The sequence below is a fragment of the Sporosarcina sp. P19 genome (assembly GCF_002743165.1).
GTDB classification, from domain to species: Bacteria; Bacillota; Bacilli; order Bacillales_A; family Planococcaceae; genus Sporosarcina; species Sporosarcina ureae.
On record NZ_PDYR01000007.1, the window covers coordinates 1 to 16,445 of the forward strand.

Consider the following 16,445-nt stretch of genomic DNA (forward strand, 5'->3'; position numbering starts at 1 on the left):
CAAGCTTTACTCAAAGAGTCTAGTAACGATGGCGAAGAGGTCACACCCGTTCCCATACCGAACACGGAAGTTAAGCTCTTCAGCGCCGATGGTAGTTGGGGGTTTCCCCCTGTGAGAGTAGGACGTTGCTAGGCTTTATTTTTATGGCTTCTTTTCAGTGGTCCCGTGGTGTAGCGGTTAACATGCCTGCCTGTCACGCAGGAGATCGCGGGTTCGATTCCCGTCGGGACCGCCATATTTTAACATTCCAAAACGATTTCACCTTAACGGGTGTGATCGTTTTTTTATTGTAAATAAACGAGGCTGTCTTCTTAGCTTTTGTTTTCTAAGGTTTTTCTGTACACTAGTACTATAATAGGAAAAGAAGGGTGAGTTAGCTGTGTGGGAGAAAGAAATCGAATCCGTTGAGGAGATGGAGAAGCTAGCTGCCCAGATTGGTGGGTATCTAAGACCTCCTGACGTGCTGACACTTGAAGGTGATCTCGGAGCTGGTAAGACAACATTCACAAAAGCGCTTGCAAAAGCAATCGGTATCACACGGACAGTCAGCAGTCCTACTTTTACGATTATCAAGCAGTATGAAGGGGATTTCCCTTTCAATCATTTGGATGTATATCGATTAGCCAATAGCGAGGAAGACTTAGGTTGGGACGAACTGTTTTATGGAGATGCGATTTCTGTGGTGGAATGGGCTCAATTTATTCATGAAGAGTTGCCTGAACATCGGTTGGAATTAGTCATCCATCATACGGGGCCTGATTCCCGCAGAGTTGAGTGTACGCCAAAAGGTGAACGATTTACACGTATTTGTGAGGAGATTTTTACATGATATGGTTAGGTATAGATACAGCAAATTCACCTTTATCTGTAGCAATTGTTAAAGATGATGGATTACTGATCGAAGAGTCAAGCATGATGAAGGTCAATCATTCGCTTCGCGCGATGCTAGCAGTAGAAGAAGCGTGTCGTAAAGCAGACATTACTCCTTCGGAAATAGATGCGATTGCTGTTTCAGAGGGACCAGGTTCCTATACTGGTGTCCGCATTGGCGTGACAATTGCAAAGACACTAGCCTGGACGCTTGATAAACCACTTTATGGTGTATCGAGTCTGAAGGCTTTAGCGGTGAATGGACAACTGTTTAACGGTCTAATCTGTTCCGTTATTGACGCGAGAAGATCTAACGTCTACGCAGGTGTCTATCGTGCGAAGGGGACTGAACTGATCAATGTTCTAGAAGATCAGCACTGTGCGCTTGCAGAGTTGCTGGAGAAGTTACAAGAGTATAACGAAGCAATCTTATTTGTTGGAGAAGATGTAAAATTGCATGAATCAACTATTCGTGAACATCTTGGAGAGCTAGCACATGTAGCTCCGTTCGCATTGAATGTGCCACGTGCATCTTCTGCTATATTACTGGCTCAAAGTGCAGATCAACCGGAAACAGTGCATACGTTTACGCCACAGTATAAGCGTATTACTGAGGCAGAAGCCAATTTGGTGAAGAAGGGGTCTTCCCATGAGTAATGAAGTGCTATTTAGAAAGATGACGCATGATGATATACCCGCAGTTGCAGGTATAGAACTCGAATCATTTGCGACGCCTTGGACAGAAGAGATTTTTGATCATGAATTAACAGGAAATGCGTATGCTCATTATATTGTAGCGGAACTTGACGGTGAAGTAATTGGGCATTGCGGTATGTGGATTGTTCTCGATGAATGTCATATTACCAATGTGGCCGTACTTTCGGCTCACCGAGGTAAAGGATACGGAGAAGATTTGATGCGTCAGGCGATGGAGCTGTGCCGCTTGAATGAAGTGAAAACCATGACACTTGAAGTACGTGTGAGCAATGAACCAGCACGGACATTGTATCGTAAGCTAGGTTTTCAAGAAGGCAGCATAAGGAAAAACTATTATACAGACGACCATGAAGATGGGCTTGTCATGTGGGTGGAATTCTAATGGATAAAAATCATTATATTTTAGGTATTGAAACGAGCTGTGATGAAACCGCAGCTTCTATAGTCAAAAATGGAACGGAGATTATCTCTTCTATAGTATCGTCACAAATCCAGCAGCAAAAGCAATTCGGCGGTGTGGTTCCCGAAATAGCTTCGCGTCTGCATGTGGAACAAATCACACTGGTGATTCAGGAAGCTTTGAATGAAGCGAAGCTTGTACCAAGTGATTTGGAAGCCGTCACTGTGACAGAAGGACCTGGGTTAGTGGGGGCACTGTTGATCGGTATCAATGCAGCGAAGGCTTTCGCCTTTGCAAATCAGTTACCGTTGATAGGTGTCCATCATATTGCAGGACATGTTTATGCCAATCAATTGATCCATGAAATGGAGTTCCCTTTGCTGGCGCTCATCGTCTCAGGTGGTCATACGGAGCTTGTCGTTATGAAGTCGCATGGGTCATTCGAATTGATTGGTGAAACGCGTGATGACGCAGCAGGCGAAGCCTATGACAAAGTAGCTCGTGTACTTGGTTTGCCTTATCCAGGAGGACCGCAAGTAGATCAGCTAGCACTGGCGAGTGATGAAAGTATTGATTTTCCGCGCGCTTGGCTCGAAAAAGATTCGTATGACTTCAGTTTTAGCGGATTGAAATCTTCGGTTATTAATTATAAGCATAATATCGAGCAAAAAGGCGGAAAGATCAATCATAATCATGTTGCGGCCGGCTTTCAGCAAAGTGTTATCGATGTACTGACTGTCAAGACAGTGAAAGCTGCAAAAGAATATGATGTGAAGCAAGTGATTGCAGCAGGCGGTGTAGCTGCCAATCAAGGACTAAGAAAATCGTTAACTACTGCGCTTGAAAAAGAGGGAGTTCCTTTTTATGTTCCACCTATTTCATTGTGTACAGATAATGCGGCTATGATTGCTGCGGCTGGCTATGAGATGTGGAAAAGCGGCGTTCGAAGTGATTTAAGTATGAATGGTCGTCCTGGTATGCCATTAAAATCATGGAATTATTGAAGATACACACAGTTTGCTAACTTTCAGCAAATTGTGTGTTTTTTTTGTTAGACGAAAATTAGATTGTCAAGAGGGAACATTCGTACTTATGCACAATTTGTGGATAGAATGTGGGTAACATTCGTAACCTGTGAATGGTAAACGGATACATTTTGGATAACTATGTGGACTAATAAACAGGTAATTGTGGATAAGGTGGATAACTATGTTCATATGTGTTCAAATGGGGATTTCCTCTGTGGAGAAGATTGTGGAGAAATAAAGTGTGTTTTAGCTTACAATTTTAAGTAAAAGTATGAAAATGACGAATGATAGGAGGAAAGGAATGATTCTTGTCGTAATTTGTCGTGAGATTGTTCGGATAATATAGTTGAAGCATCATATTTTTACACAAGCGCTCTATAGAATGTGACGACTGCTCTATGCGATGTCGTAACCGCTCATACTTTCTGCGCTACCGCTCTATGCGAAGTCGTCACCGCTCATACTTTCTGCGCTACCGCTCTATGCGAAGTCGTCACCGCTCATACTTTCTGCGCTACCGCTCTATGTGAAGTCGTAAACGCTCATACTTTCTGCGGGACCGCTCTATGCGAAGTTGTCACCGCTCATACTTCTCCCGTGACCGCTCTATGTAATGCCGTAACCGCTCATACTACCCCCGCCACCGCTCTATCCATCACCACCATCGCTCATAACCAATGCAAAATAAACAAAAAAGCATCAAGAACCAATCAGTTCTCAATGCTCATTTTGTATTACATTAATTCAAAGATCCAGACGTCTTTATAAGTTTTCTAACTCATCTTGAAGTAACAGCCACTCTTCTGATTGTTCGTCATGGACGGCTTGGATTTCATCGATTTGGCGTTGGATATTCATTAGCTCAATATGGTCGTTCGCCAGTTCGGGTTCTAGTAATTTTGCTTGCAACGTTTCAATTTCTTCGTCGAAAGCTTCGAGTTTTTTCTCTAAGTCAGCAATGGATCTCGTTAGCCGGCGTTCATGGCGTTGGTTTTCTTTATTCGCTATTTCTTTCTTGACGATGGGCTTTTTTAATTGTTGTTCAAGTCGTGTAGCAGCTAGTATTTCCTCCATCTCAGTTTTTTTCTCGATGAAGTAATCGTAGTCGCCCAGATACTCAACTGCGCCATCGTCACTCATTTCAATAACTTTGGTTGCGATTCGGTTAATAAAGTATCGGTCATGTGACACGAACAGAATCGTTCCAGGGAAATCGTCAAGTGCATTTTCTAATATTTCTTTGCTGTCGAGATCTAAATGATTCGTAGGCTCGTCCAAGATCAGTGTATTGGATTTCTCGAGCATTAGTTGTGCCAATGAAAGACGTGCTTTTTCTCCGCCTGACAAGGAAGAGACGAGTTTTCCTATGTCGTCGCCAGTGAACAAGAAGCGTCCAAGTAATGAGCGTACGTCTTTTTCATTCATTTGTGGCCAGTCATCCCATATTTCTTGCAAGACGGTACCGGAACCGATGAGTGTTGCCTGGTTTTGGTCGTAGTAACCAAATTGAACATTCGTCCCATAACGAATTTCGCCGCCCATTAGTTCATTGCGTTTAACAATGGTTTTAAGTAACGTTGATTTGCCGACACCGTTCGGACCGATAAATGCTACGCGATCACCTTTATAAATACGCAGATGAATATTCTTCGATACAGGCTCTTCGCCATAGCCAATTTTGACATCGTCTAGCGACAGTACATCGTTACCGCTCGGTCGATCAATCGAAAAGGAGAAGTTCGCGGATTTCTCGTCGCCATCAGGGGAGTCCATCCAGTCTCTACGCTCTAGTTGTTTACGTCGGCTTTTCGCCATTTTGGAAGTGGATGCACGCGCAATATTCTTCTGAATAAACTCTTCCAGTTTAGCACGTTCATCCTTTTCTTGACTGAACAACTTCTGATCACGTTCGTAGTTTTTCGCTTTCTCGTCTAAGTACGAACTGTAATTACCACTGTACCTTGAGACTTTCCGTCGAGACACTTCATAAACGGTTGTAACTACCTTATCGAGGAAGTACCGGTCATGCGAAACGATTAGAATTGCACCTTCGTAACCCGACAAATATCGTTCAAGCCAATTCAGTGTTTCGATATCCAAGTGATTTGTCGGTTCATCAAGTATCAATAAATCTGGCTTGCTCAGAAGCATCCTTGCAAGCGCTAGACGAGTTTTTTGACCGCCAGACAGTAAATGCACAGGCTTCTCGAAGTCATCTGGGTAAAACCGCATGCCATGAAGCACAGAACGGGCATCGGCTTCAAACTGATAGCCACCCGCTTCCTTAAATTCAATTTGCAGTTCATCGTATTCCGTCATGACGCGAGCATAGCGATCTGCATCTTCATATACCGCAGGATTCGACATTTCATGCTCTAGCGCGCGCAGGCGATTTTCCTTTTCACGAAGGGGTGCGAATACCGTCATCACTTCATCCCAAATCGTCAATTCCGAATCCAGTCCGCTGTGCTGCTCGAGATAGCCCATGCGTACATCTTTCGGAATGATAATATCTCCTTCGTCAGCGGATAGTTCACCTGCAATTATTTTCAATAATGTCGATTTTCCAGCACCGTTCCGTCCAACTAGTGCGACGCGATCTCGATGCTGTACTTCGAGACGGACGTTCTCTAGTAGATCCGTGCCTGAAAAAGACTTGGTCAGTCCATTCACTTGTAAAATAATCAAGCCCCACACCTCTATTCTTTATCAGTTTAATGGAATGAGGCGTCCCATGCAATAATCGGCTTTACAATGAACTCGTTGTGCTGTACGATAAAAGCGGCTATACCCTTGTTTAGGGGTTGGTCATTGAAGTGACAATGGAGGTAGGGCACAGCTGTGAGTAAACCTAGAATTCCACAGGCAACATCAAAACGGTTGCCATTATATTATAGATTTTTACGAAATTATGCAGATAAAGGCGTACAACGTATTTCATCAGGCGAATTAAGTGAAGCGATGAAAATTGATGCGGCGACCATCCGAAGAGATTTCTCACATTTCGGAGCGCTTGGACGTAAAGGATACGGCTATGACGTCGATTCCTTGTTGCAATTCTTCCGCGAAACACTCGATCAAGATGAAGAAACCAATGTGGCATTGATTGGCGTAGGTAGTCTCGGCAACGCCTTTTTAAAATACAATTTCCAAAAGATTCATAACACGAAAATTGTCGTGGCATTCGATCCAAAAGCACCGTATGAGGGTGAATTGAAGAACGATATTCTTATCTATCCACCTGATCGTATTGAAGAGAAAATTAATGAATTAGGTATTGAAATGGTCATTTTGACCGTTCCATCACGTGTGGCACAGGAATTGACCGATCGTCTCGCTACAACGTCTGTGAAAGGGATTTTGAACTTTACTCCTGAACGCTTAGCTGTACCAGATACAATCCGCATTCAGACAATCGACTTGTCTGTTGAGCTGCAAACATTGATTTATCTCATTAAAACGGACGTAAAAGATTCACAAATTACATGACACTGTAATAGTAAAATCATAGGTTTTCATGTAGAATAGACATATTATGAGGAGGTGGCCAACATGGCTCCAGGTATCGGAAGTTTACTGATTATCGCTGTGATTGCATTGCTTATATTTGGTCCTAAGAAATTACCTGAAATCGGTAAAGCGTTCGGTTCTTCATTGCGCGAGTTCAAAAACGCAACTAAAGGCCTTACAGACGACGAAGATGACGTGAAAAAGGTTGAAGACAAGAAAGAAGAAGTGCGCTGAGTTAGGGTGTTATTCTGATGGCAGATAAAGACTTAACAATCATTGAACATATAGATGAAGTTCGAAAACGGCTGATGGTAATCGTCGTTTTCTTTATTGTTGGGGCAATCGGTAGTTTCTTTTTGGCGAAGCCGCTGATTAATTTTATACAGTTCGATACACCGGCTGAACAAGTCACATTGAATGCATTTAACGTGGTAGATCCAGTCGTGATCTATTTAAAGGTCATTGTATTTCTTGCGATTGTTATTATTTCACCGGTCATCATGTATCAATTTTGGGCCTTTATTTCACCGGGACTTCGTGACTTGGAACGGCGTGTCACGCTGTCATATATCCCGTTTGCTTTTCTCCTGTTTTTAGCAGGAATCAGTTTCTCTTATTTTATATTGCTCCCGTATGTCATGAAATTCATGATTAATCTGTCGGGTCAATTAAACATTGAGCAGACAATCGGTATTAACGAATATTTCTCTTTTTTATTCTCGCTACTATTGCCGTTCGGTTTCGTCTTTCAGTTACCGATCGTCATTTTATTTTTATCACGTCTTGGTGTGTTGCAACCTAAAGTACTCGTCAAAATACGAAAAGTTGCGTATTTCGTTTTATTCGTACTGGCTGCGTTCATTACACCACCGGACATCGTATCGCATTTATTCACCACGGTTCCGCTATTCATTTTGTATGAGGTCAGTATCGTGATCTCGCGTCTAGGTTATCGGAAGTTCGAGAAAGCGGAACGTCTACGCCAGATGGAAGAAGTGAAAGCAGAGCAACAGCGTCAGATTGATGAAGTGATGAATAAAACGGACGATAACTAAACCAATTCAGATCCTCTTGCTAACGCAGGAGGATCTTTTGCGTTTATGGTACCGTGGTCGAATATGGGTTCATTTACCAATACTCCTATGGTAAACTATCTAAGAATAGAATAAGTAGGGGGAAATGAATACAAGTGAATAGTAAAAAGACTCCAACTAGATGGAGCAAGTGGTTACTAGGTGCAATGTTGATTATGGCGAGTGTTACGACTCCAGTTATAGAAGGTCAAGCAGCTGTGGCTCAGCCGTCCTATAAAGGCTTAGAAACAGGGATTAATCAAGTGATTTCAAGCCAGCGTATGCGTGGTACACGAAGCAGTGTCATCGTACGTGAAGCGGATACTCAGCGCATTGTCTATCAATATCGTGGCAATCAAGGTATCACGCCCGCTTCGAACGTAAAAGTATTGACAAGTACAGCAGCTCTTGAAGTATTAGGGAAAGATTATACATTTGATACAGATGTCTTAACGAACGGTACAGTGAAAAACGGTATCCTCGACGGTCATCTATATTTGCGTGGGACAGGCGATCCGACATTACTTGAAGCTGACTTATTGCGCATGGCTCGCCAAATGCGTGAATCAGGTATCAAGTCCGTAACAGGACATATAGTGGCGGACGATACATGGTTTGATACACAGCGTCTATCACCAGGTATTCATAAGTCAGATGAAACTTATTATTACGCAGCGCAAGTTTCGGCACTGACAATCTCGCCGAATAAAGATTACGACGCAGGTACGACAATTGTCCAAGCGAAGCCGACACGAAATGGTAGGGCGGGAGCAGTCACATTGACTCCGCACACAGACATCGTAAAAGTCGTCAATCGCACACGCACTGTACCGAAAAACCAGCGCAACACCGTCACAATGAAACGTCAGCAAGGAACAAACACGATTATCGTTTCGGGAAATATTCCTCTTAACTCAAATGGCAATCGCCAATGGGTGACGGTATCCAATCCGACAGCTTATACAGCAGACGTCTTCAAACGTGCACTAGCTAAAGAAGGGATTAAGCTTCAACCGACTGCTCGTGTAACACGCGGGAAAACTCCCGAGAATACAAAGTTACTTGCAAAGAAAGAATCGATGTCATTGTATTATTTGATGATGCCATTCATGAAGTACAGCAACAACTCTCATGCTGAGATTTTGGCAAAGTCGATGGGACGTGCAGTATACAATGAAGGAAGCTGGAATGCCGGCTTGCGTGTCGTCAGAGAAACGTTAGAAAAAGACGGCATTAGCACGAAAGGTATGTATGTAGAGGATGGTTCAGGTATGTCGCATAAAAACAAAATCCCTTCTGAGAAGATTGCAGAAGTGTTGTATGTCGCTCAATCTAAGGAATGGTATCCAGCGTTTGAGCGTTCGTTGCCAATCGCAGGCGTAAATGACCGCATGTTAGGCGGGACGTTGCGCAACCGTTTGACGAGTCCTGTTGTCAGAGGCAAGGTGCAGGCAAAGACCGGTTCGCTCAACGGCACGGATTCGTTGTCGGGCTATGTGACGACAAAGAGTGGGCAAGAGCTGATCTTTAGTATTTTGACAGAGAACGTGAGAGGAACAGCGAAGCCTGATATTGATAAGATGGTGCAGGTGATAGCAGCTCAGTAAGAAGTAGGGGCACTATAGGGCTTAGGGTTAGGGGGTTGGAGTTCCAGCAGGGGACGCTTTCCTGAGGGCGTGGCCCGAGCCTCCTCGTCACTACGTTCCTGCGGGGTCTCGAACTCACGCTAATCCTCCAGGAGTCGCCCCTGCTTCCACTCCAATCCCTACAAAGTGACTGCAAGCATTTGGTGGCATCATTGAATGTGTACGTGTGATTTTTCTACTTACTAAAATTAGAAATAGCTCAACGGTGCCTTTCCGCTCACCGAAAGCTCTACATATCCACATGAAAAAAATCTCCCCATTAACGGGGAGATTTTTTCTATTGTAGGAATGTTATGATACTCTGTTGCATATCTTGTAATTGTTGCAGTTTATCCGCATTCCATTGCACGACAGTGACGAAACTGTTCATGAGGAAATGGGCAATCATTGGGGTCAGTAGGCGCTTGGTCTTGTAGTAGACGAAGGCGAATGCGAGACCTGGCATCAAGTACATGAGCAAGTGTTGCAACTCATTATGCACTGCTGCGAAGACGATGGCGCTGACAATCGCAGCGACCCAGAAGTTCGTCTTTGTGTACAAGCCACCGAAGATAATCCGGCGGAACACGACTTCTTCGAGGAACGGTGCAAACAACACCATGGCAAAAATGATAATAGGTGCGGTTTTCGAGATGTTTGACAATAACTCCGTATTCTCGGAGCCAGCGGTCACACCGAACACTGACTCAATCGCAGCGCCTACAATTTGTCCAGCCATGGCGAGGAAGAAACCAAGTACTCCCCAAAGAAGAACGCTTCCGAATCCCGATGGCTTTCCTTTAAATACAGGTAAGAACTTTTTATTACGTAACAGGATCACAGCGATTATGAGTGCAGCGATACCTTGCGTGATGAATAATGTCCAAGCGAACCCTTGAGAAACGGCCTCTACTTTGGACAAGTCTTTGCCGGTGAAGTAAACAATTAATTCAGGGGCAAGAAAAATGCTGGTAATCTGGAGCAACACATACGACATGAAGATCATCAGAGCAACAACCCAGTTTTTCACGATGCACAACCTTTCCTCCATACATGTTGATTAGTTTAACGCGAAAAAAGGCGTTTGGCAAAAGAAGAAAATGTCGAACACTTTTACTTGCAATAATGTATGGAATTCTTTATTATTAGATTTATATTAGCACTCGATATAAGTGAGTGCTAAAAATTACACATTATCTCGAGGAGGTTGTTTCATTTGTTGAAACCACTAGGTGACCGTATCATTATCGAATTAATCGAAGCAGAAGAAAAAACATCAAGCGGTATTGTTCTACCGGACTCTGCGAAAGAGAAGCCACAAGAAGGAAAAGTGATCGCTGCTGGTACAGGCCGTGTTCTTGAGAACGGACAGCGCGTTGAACTAGAAGTATCTGAAGGCGACCGCATCATCTTCTCTAAATACGCAGGCACTGAAGTGAAGTATGAAGGTACAGAATACTTAATCCTTCGTGAAAGTGATATTCTTGCAATTATTGGATAATTAATTAAAACGTAAATATAGTAGACAAATAGAAAACTCTGGAGGGAATCATTTACAATGGCTAAAGAACTTAAATTTAACGAAGAAGCACGTTCCGCAATGCTCCGCGGTGTAGATACACTAGCAGATGCTGTAAAAGTAACACTTGGGCCAAAAGGTCGTAACGTCGTACTTGAGCGCAAATTCGGTTCACCACTCATCACGAATGATGGTGTAACCATTGCAAAAGAAATCGAGCTTGAGAATGCATTCGAAAACATGGGCGCAAAGCTTGTAGCAGAAGTTGCATCGAAGACAAATGACATCGCAGGTGACGGTACAACAACAGCAACTGTCCTTGCTCAAGCTATGATCCGTGAAGGCTTGAAGAACGTAACAGCTGGCGCAAACCCAGTCGGTATCCGTAAAGGAATCGAAAAAGCAGTAGTCGCAGCCGTGGAAGGTCTTCAAAGCGTTTCAGATGAAATCGAAAGCAGACAAGAAATTGCACAAGTTGCGGCAATCTCTTCTGGAGACGAAGAAGTCGGAGAGTTAATTTCACAAGCAATGGAGCGCGTAGGCAACGACGGTGTTATCACAATTGAAGAATCTAAAGGCTTTATTACAGAGCTCGATGTAGTAGAAGGTATGCAATTCGACCGTGGTTACGCATCTGCTTATATGGCAACAGATACAGACAAAATGGAAGCAGTGCTTGAAAATCCATATGTCTTAATTACAGATAAGAAAATCAACAATATCCAGGAAATTCTTCCAGTGCTTGAACAAGTTGTTCAGCAAGGTAAACCGTTGTTGATCATCGCAGAAGATGTTGAAGGTGAAGCTCTAGCTACACTAGTGGTCAACAAACTACGCGGTACATTCAACGCAGTGGCTGTTAAAGCACCAGGCTTCGGTGATCGCCGTAAAGCTATGCTTGAAGACATCGCAATCCTAACTGGTGGACAGGTAATCACAGAAGATCTAGGACTTGATCTGAAATCTGCTGACCTGACATCACTAGGACGCGCTGCGAAAATCGTCGTTACAAAAGACAACACAACAATCGTTGAAGGTAACGGTGACGCAGGTTCTATCGAGTCACGTGTAGGCCAAATTCGTTCACAGTTGGAAGAAACAACTTCTGAATTCGACAAAGAGAAATTGCAAGAACGTCTAGCTAAACTAGCTGGCGGTGTAGCAGTCATCAAAGTCGGAGCTGCAACTGAAACAGAGTTGAAAGAGCGAAAACTTCGTATCGAAGACGCATTGAACTCAACACGTGCGGCAGTAGAAGAAGGAATCGTATCGGGTGGGGGTACTGCACTCGTGAACGTCTATAAGCAAGTAGAAACATTACTTGAAGACACGGAAGGCGACGTAGCAACAGGTATTAAGATTGTACTTCGTGCACTCGAAGAACCAGTACGTCAAATCGCAACAAACGCGGGTCTTGAAGGTTCTATCGTAGTAGACCGCTTGAAGCGCGAAGAAGTCGGCGTCGGCTTTAACGCAGCAGAAGGCACATGGGTTAACATGGTGGAAGCTGGAATCGTGGATCCAACGAAAGTAACTCGTTATGCTCTTCAAAACGCAGCATCTGTAGCAGCTATGTTCTTAACTACTGAAGCTGTTGTTGCAGATCTACCAGAACCAGCAGGTGCAGCAGGAATGCCTGATATGGGCGGTATGGGTGGAATGGGCGGCATGATGTAAGTCAAGCTGTTCTAATTTAAAAGCGTCAACTCCTAATTATTTAGGAGTTGACGCTTTTTGTAGTTTATTTACGTAAGAAATAATGACCATCTCGATTAACGAGAATACTTAAATTTTTGGATCCGTTTTATATAATAGCTATCATGAACTAAACACTCATCTACGGATACTGACTGATCAGGTTTAGCCAAGCTCCTCACCGCAATCTTTGCTTCCTCATCCATTGCGTCGCTACAAATTTCTCTCCGATTTCCAACGGTGCACCGCCATGCAACGTCAAGTCGTTCAACAGTGGATCGTTATAGAAATACTCGAAATAGACGGCCATTCCTTTTTGGGGAGTGACAGACAGTTTTAGGTGGGGGAAGAACGTTTCACCGCCTTGTTCGACATCGTTCAAGTACATGACGAGCGTACTAATTCGGTTATTGGTAACGTTGCTCGCTGCTGAGAAGAAGTCATGATGTGCTTTATATTCCTGGCCTGGCAGATAGCGCAAAACTTGAAGTCTTTCACCGTGTTCGATTGGGATATTCATAACCGCTTCAATCCGTTTTTCAATTCTCGTGATAATCAGGTTATCAGGTTCTTCAATGAACATACCGCTGCTAGTTCTAATCTCGTTTTCTACATGTACTGTTCCGATTTTGGATCGTTTCATCTTGTCTGTCGACAGCCGGATCAGTTCGTCACATTCTTCATCGCTTAGCATATTGCCTAAGACAACGACTAATGGTTCATCGACTTTCGCAATAATTTCGATGTCACGGTCTGCTACGATTTTCTTTCCTCTATGATTAAATATGGTTTGTTCTCTATTTTCCGCTATCAACTTTGAGCACCTCTTTACTAGTTTGATTTCTATAAATCAAATACAGTGTTACGTAGTGAGTGTACAGCGAATATAGAACTTCTCTTGAGTTTCACACTTCCTCTAGTAAAATGAATTCAATATATTTTAGCATGCTAGATTACTTGTCGTAAATTCAGAATGTAGTCAAAAAGGTAGTGATATATAACTGTTTTTTACAATCAATTATCTATTGCTGAAATACCTGTACAGGGAATAGGTTTTTGATAGTTGGAAAAGCGTTCTAGCTATAGTAGTCTAAACGGATCAAAGAACTGAACTTGTTGTTATTATACGCAACATCTGGGAAAGATGAGGATTTCCCGAATGATGGGAAGGGTTAATTAAGTCATAGTGTGAAAAACAAACTTGAATGTTTAAACATTCATGAAATTTCGTGCGCAGCGTTTAATATTTGAAAGACTTTGGAGATCATTTTGTTGTGAATTCCGGGCGGCAATTAACGCCAAAGACAAATGAATCGAATAAATAGCAAAAACGTCAGAGACTTTGAAGCGCGCCATCGACCAATGGGGTATTGTTGGGACAGTATAAGAACGAAATGAGCCTCTTGGGATAGTTCATAAGAGGCTCATTTTTATACAGCAGGAATTCTGATCCGTTTCTTCAAGTTATAAACTCTCCACTTCAACACGTCCTGAGAAAAACGTTGCGCCACCTCCCATGTCAGCAATTCGGTCTGGTGTTAAAGCGTTCACAAGGTGTTTTTGACCTGAACTATCTCCCAAAATACCTTGACTGACAACAACTCCGGGAAGGACTTGCTCGCCGACAGAGACAGTGAATATACATTCCCCGCGCTCGTTCCATATTCGAACAGTCGAATTGTCTTCGATTCCTCGCCTTTCCGCATCGTGTCGATTGATGAACAATTTAGGAGCTTTTTCAAGTTGGATATGTTTTTCATTGTTCGAAAAAATCGTGTTCATAAAATTATGGTTAATTGCAGGTACATACAGTAAAGGGTAATCGGAATCTTGAACAATCGGAATATACGTAGGAAGGGCCGGTAATCCTGCTGATTTCATTTGTTCTGAATACAACTCGATTTTTCCGCTCGGCGTCTTTAATTGGTTCAATAAATCGCCTGTCCCACTCGCCTTCATATAGCGTTGCTCCTTTAATGCAGCATACGATACTTCAGATAAATGAGGATTGGACAAATCGCTTAACGCTTGATCGATCATTTCGGCGTCATTTTCTAGGAAGGGTTGCTCGTCAAAACCCATTGCTTGCGCTAACAATCTGAAAACGTCCGGGTTAGATTTACTGTCCCCGTATTTTTCGATGACAGGTTCCTGCAAATGGATGTAGTGATGCCAGAAAGATGTATAAAAGTCCGTATTTTCAAAAGCGGATGTCGCAGGCAGAACAATGTCCGCAAACAAGGCAGTATCCGTCAAAAACAAATCATGGACCACCGTAAACAAATCCTCGCGTGCTAAGCCATCCTGGACCTTATTGGCATCCGGTGCGACAACGGCGGGGTTGCTATTATAGACATACAAAGAGCGAATCGGTTGTTGTTCCTTCAGTAATGCTTGTCCCAATAAATTCATATTGAATTTCCGCGTTGGTTTTTTCTGAAGTTCAGGCCGTTCTAATGCGGCAATATTATGCGTCAAATAGTCGGAATTTGATTTGACTGCTCCTCCGCCCTTTAATTCCCATTGCCCAGTCAAAGCAGGCAAGCAAGTAATGGTCCGAACGATCATGCCGCCATTATCATGATGCTGCAATCCATTGCCAATGCGTATCATGGAAGGAGAGATGTTACCGTACATTCGTGCCAATTTATAAATATCTTCTTCCGGCACGCCCGTAATAGTGGAAACCTTTTGCGGATTGTAGTACTTTACATGTTCGCTGAGCGCTTCATGACCGATTGTGTACTGTTCCAAAAAAGCTTGATGGACTAGCTTTTCTTTATAAAGAACATGCATAATTCCGAGTGCAAGCGCTCCATCAGTTCCAGGTAGAATGGGAATGAACCAATCAGCCATGCGTCCAGTTTGGTTTTTATGGACGTCAATGACAATAGTTTTCGCGCCGTTTTTTTTCGCCTTTTGGGCAATCATGATTTGGTGCATATTGGTACTAACCGCATTGATCCCCCAAAAAATAAATAATTTCGTTTCCGTCATCTCTTCTGGATCCGTTCCATAACGCCCGCCCATTGTGTAATTGTAGCCGGCCTCGCCGGCGACTGAACAAATCGTCCGGTCCAGTTGACTGGAACCAAGGCGATTAAAGAAACGACGATCCATTCCTTTAGAACTGAGTTTTCCCATATTTGCATAAAAGCTGTAAGGAAGAATCGATTCTGGACCTTCTTCAGAAATTATTTTATTCCACTGATTTGTAATAGTTGTAATGGCCTCTTCCCAACTGATTGGAACGAATTGACCATCGCCTTTTTCCCCAATGCGTTTTAAAGGGGTTGTAATTCGATTTTGATCATAAATCCTTTCAGCCATATGCCGAACTTTGTTGCAAATACTTCCTTTTGTGACTGGATGTTCAGGATCACCTTCAATTTTAACAATTTTCCCGGCTTCTTTATGAATAAGCAATCCACATTGATCTGGACAATCAAGAGAACAAACCGAGGGAACGATACCATTTTCTACATCAATATACGATTGCATTACACAAGTCCTTTCTAACGATTTAATTTTGCAATTACAAAATTTACTATGAAATCCTAATATTATTGAAGCTTAATAATCGAATAATTATTAAAAATAGAGTACATCCATTGGGGTAGAGGAAAGCGTATGTTGAAGTGTAAATCAACCTTTTTTCTGATTTTGATGAAAAATACTCTATTAGTAAATTGACTCAAACAAATAGTTTATGTGAGTTAGTATACCATATTAGAGATAGTATATTTAGAAAGTTCCCATAATCAATTGACTTTGAATTAATTATTATGTACAGTAACTTCATTAGTTCAATTTTAATAATTTTCTACCAATTTCATATTATTTTCTATCGAGAGAAGTTGAGGGACTGGCCCAATGAAACTTCGGCAACATCATTGTGCCAAATCCAGCAAGCGTAGCTTGAGAGATAGAAAGAGGATCGCATATTTATATTGCGCTGGCGATAATTGCCAACTACTCTTTCCGTCTTTACGGGAAGGTTTTTTATTT

Annotated in this window: 15 protein-coding genes, 1 tRNA gene, 1 rRNA gene and 1 riboswitch; of the genes, 12 read left to right on the plus strand and 5 right to left on the minus strand. The window is 42.7% G+C overall.

Going from position 1 to position 16,445, the window contains the following annotated elements; all coding sequences use genetic code 11:
• The first annotated feature begins 18 nt into the window (after positions 1-18).
• The 6 genes from rrf (at position 19) to tsaD (ending at position 2,991) form a co-directional block, all read left to right on the plus strand.
• Positions 19-134 (plus strand): 5S ribosomal RNA (gene rrf / locus CSV74_RS09020).
• Between the two features lie 25 nt (positions 135-159).
• Positions 160-235, plus strand: a tRNA-Asp gene (locus tag CSV74_RS09025).
• A gap of 144 nt (positions 236-379) precedes the next feature.
• Positions 380-829, plus strand: a complete 450-nt coding sequence (gene tsaE / locus CSV74_RS09030) for a tRNA (adenosine(37)-N6)-threonylcarbamoyltransferase complex ATPase subunit type 1 TsaE (protein ID WP_199170338.1) — start codon at positions 380-382, stop codon at positions 827-829.
• A complete protein-coding gene (gene tsaB, locus CSV74_RS09035) occupies positions 826-1,527 on the plus strand; it encodes a tRNA (adenosine(37)-N6)-threonylcarbamoyltransferase complex dimerization subunit type 1 TsaB (RefSeq protein WP_099691388.1) in 702 nt (233 codons plus the stop codon). The genes tsaE and tsaB overlap by 4 nt, the downstream gene beginning before the upstream one ends.
• Positions 1,520-1,969: a ribosomal protein S18-alanine N-acetyltransferase gene (gene rimI / locus CSV74_RS09040; protein WP_099691389.1), complete on the plus strand. Its 450-nt coding sequence runs from the start codon at positions 1,520-1,522 to the stop codon at positions 1,967-1,969. The genes tsaB and rimI overlap by 8 nt, the downstream gene beginning before the upstream one ends.
• Positions 1,969-2,991 (plus strand): tRNA (adenosine(37)-N6)-threonylcarbamoyltransferase complex transferase subunit TsaD, encoded by a 1,023-nt coding sequence (tsaD, locus tag CSV74_RS09045; protein ID WP_099691390.1) that lies wholly within the window; start codon positions 1,969-1,971, stop codon positions 2,989-2,991. The genes rimI and tsaD overlap by 1 nt, the downstream gene beginning before the upstream one ends.
• A gap of 786 nt (positions 2,992-3,777) precedes the next feature.
• On the opposite strand, the gene CSV74_RS09050 is transcribed toward tsaD, so the two are convergent.
• A complete protein-coding gene (locus CSV74_RS09050) occupies positions 3,778-5,703 on the minus strand; it encodes an ABC-F family ATP-binding cassette domain-containing protein (protein ID WP_099691391.1) in 1,926 nt (641 codons plus the stop codon).
• Positions 5,704-5,856: 153 nt separating this feature from the next.
• On the opposite strand from CSV74_RS09050, the gene CSV74_RS09055 reads away from it, so the two are divergent.
• The 4 genes from CSV74_RS09055 to dacB all read left to right on the plus strand — a co-directional run bounded on the left by CSV74_RS09055 (position 5,857) and on the right by dacB (position 9,205).
• Positions 5,857-6,504 carry a redox-sensing transcriptional repressor Rex gene (locus CSV74_RS09055; RefSeq protein ID WP_099671689.1) on the plus strand — a complete coding sequence of 216 codons (648 nt, stop codon included), beginning with the start codon at positions 5,857-5,859 and terminating at the stop codon, positions 6,502-6,504.
• Positions 6,505-6,567: 63 nt separating this feature from the next.
• Positions 6,568-6,759, plus strand: coding sequence for a twin-arginine translocase TatA/TatE family subunit (locus CSV74_RS09060; RefSeq protein WP_029055052.1), 192 nt, complete (start codon positions 6,568-6,570; stop codon positions 6,757-6,759).
• 17 nt (positions 6,760-6,776) lie between these two features.
• Positions 6,777-7,580, plus strand: a complete 804-nt coding sequence (tatC, locus tag CSV74_RS09065; RefSeq protein WP_029055051.1) for a twin-arginine translocase subunit TatC — start codon at positions 6,777-6,779, stop codon at positions 7,578-7,580.
• A 134-nt stretch (positions 7,581-7,714) separates the two neighbouring features.
• Positions 7,715-9,205, plus strand: a complete 1,491-nt coding sequence (dacB, locus tag CSV74_RS09070; protein ID WP_099691392.1) for a D-alanyl-D-alanine carboxypeptidase/D-alanyl-D-alanine endopeptidase — start codon at positions 7,715-7,717, stop codon at positions 9,203-9,205.
• Between the two features lie 114 nt (positions 9,206-9,319).
• Here dacB and CSV74_RS16630 read toward each other — a convergent pair whose 3' ends face one another.
• Together CSV74_RS16630 and CSV74_RS09075 are read right to left on the minus strand one after the other, a co-directional pair.
• A complete protein-coding gene (locus CSV74_RS16630) occupies positions 9,320-9,487 on the minus strand; it encodes a hypothetical protein (protein WP_158231778.1) in 168 nt (55 codons plus the stop codon).
• Between the two features lie 34 nt (positions 9,488-9,521).
• The gene (locus tag CSV74_RS09075; RefSeq protein WP_029055049.1) at positions 9,522-10,253 is read right to left on the minus strand and encodes a CPBP family intramembrane glutamic endopeptidase; all 732 of its coding nucleotides are present in this window, start codon (positions 10,251-10,253) and stop codon (positions 9,522-9,524) included.
• 186 nt (positions 10,254-10,439) lie between these two features.
• On the opposite strand from CSV74_RS09075, the gene groES reads away from it, so the two are divergent.
• Positions 10,440-10,724, plus strand: coding sequence for a co-chaperone GroES (gene groES, locus CSV74_RS09080; RefSeq protein WP_029055048.1), 285 nt, complete (start codon positions 10,440-10,442; stop codon positions 10,722-10,724).
• Between the two features lie 57 nt (positions 10,725-10,781).
• A complete protein-coding gene (gene groL / locus CSV74_RS09085; protein WP_029055047.1) occupies positions 10,782-12,419 on the plus strand; it encodes a chaperonin GroEL in 1,638 nt (545 codons plus the stop codon).
• A gap of 196 nt (positions 12,420-12,615) precedes the next feature.
• Here groL and CSV74_RS09090 read toward each other — a convergent pair whose 3' ends face one another.
• Entirely contained in the window at positions 12,616-13,251 is a 636-nt protein-coding gene (locus tag CSV74_RS09090) for a 2OG-Fe(II) oxygenase (RefSeq protein ID WP_099691393.1), read from the minus strand.
• Between the two features lie 650 nt (positions 13,252-13,901).
• A complete protein-coding gene (locus CSV74_RS09095; RefSeq protein WP_099691394.1) occupies positions 13,902-15,938 on the minus strand; it encodes a molybdopterin oxidoreductase family protein in 2,037 nt (678 codons plus the stop codon).
• 340 nt (positions 15,939-16,278) lie between these two features.
• A riboswitch (SAM riboswitch) is annotated at positions 16,279-16,369 on the plus strand.
• The last annotated feature ends 76 nt before the right edge of the window (positions 16,370-16,445 follow it).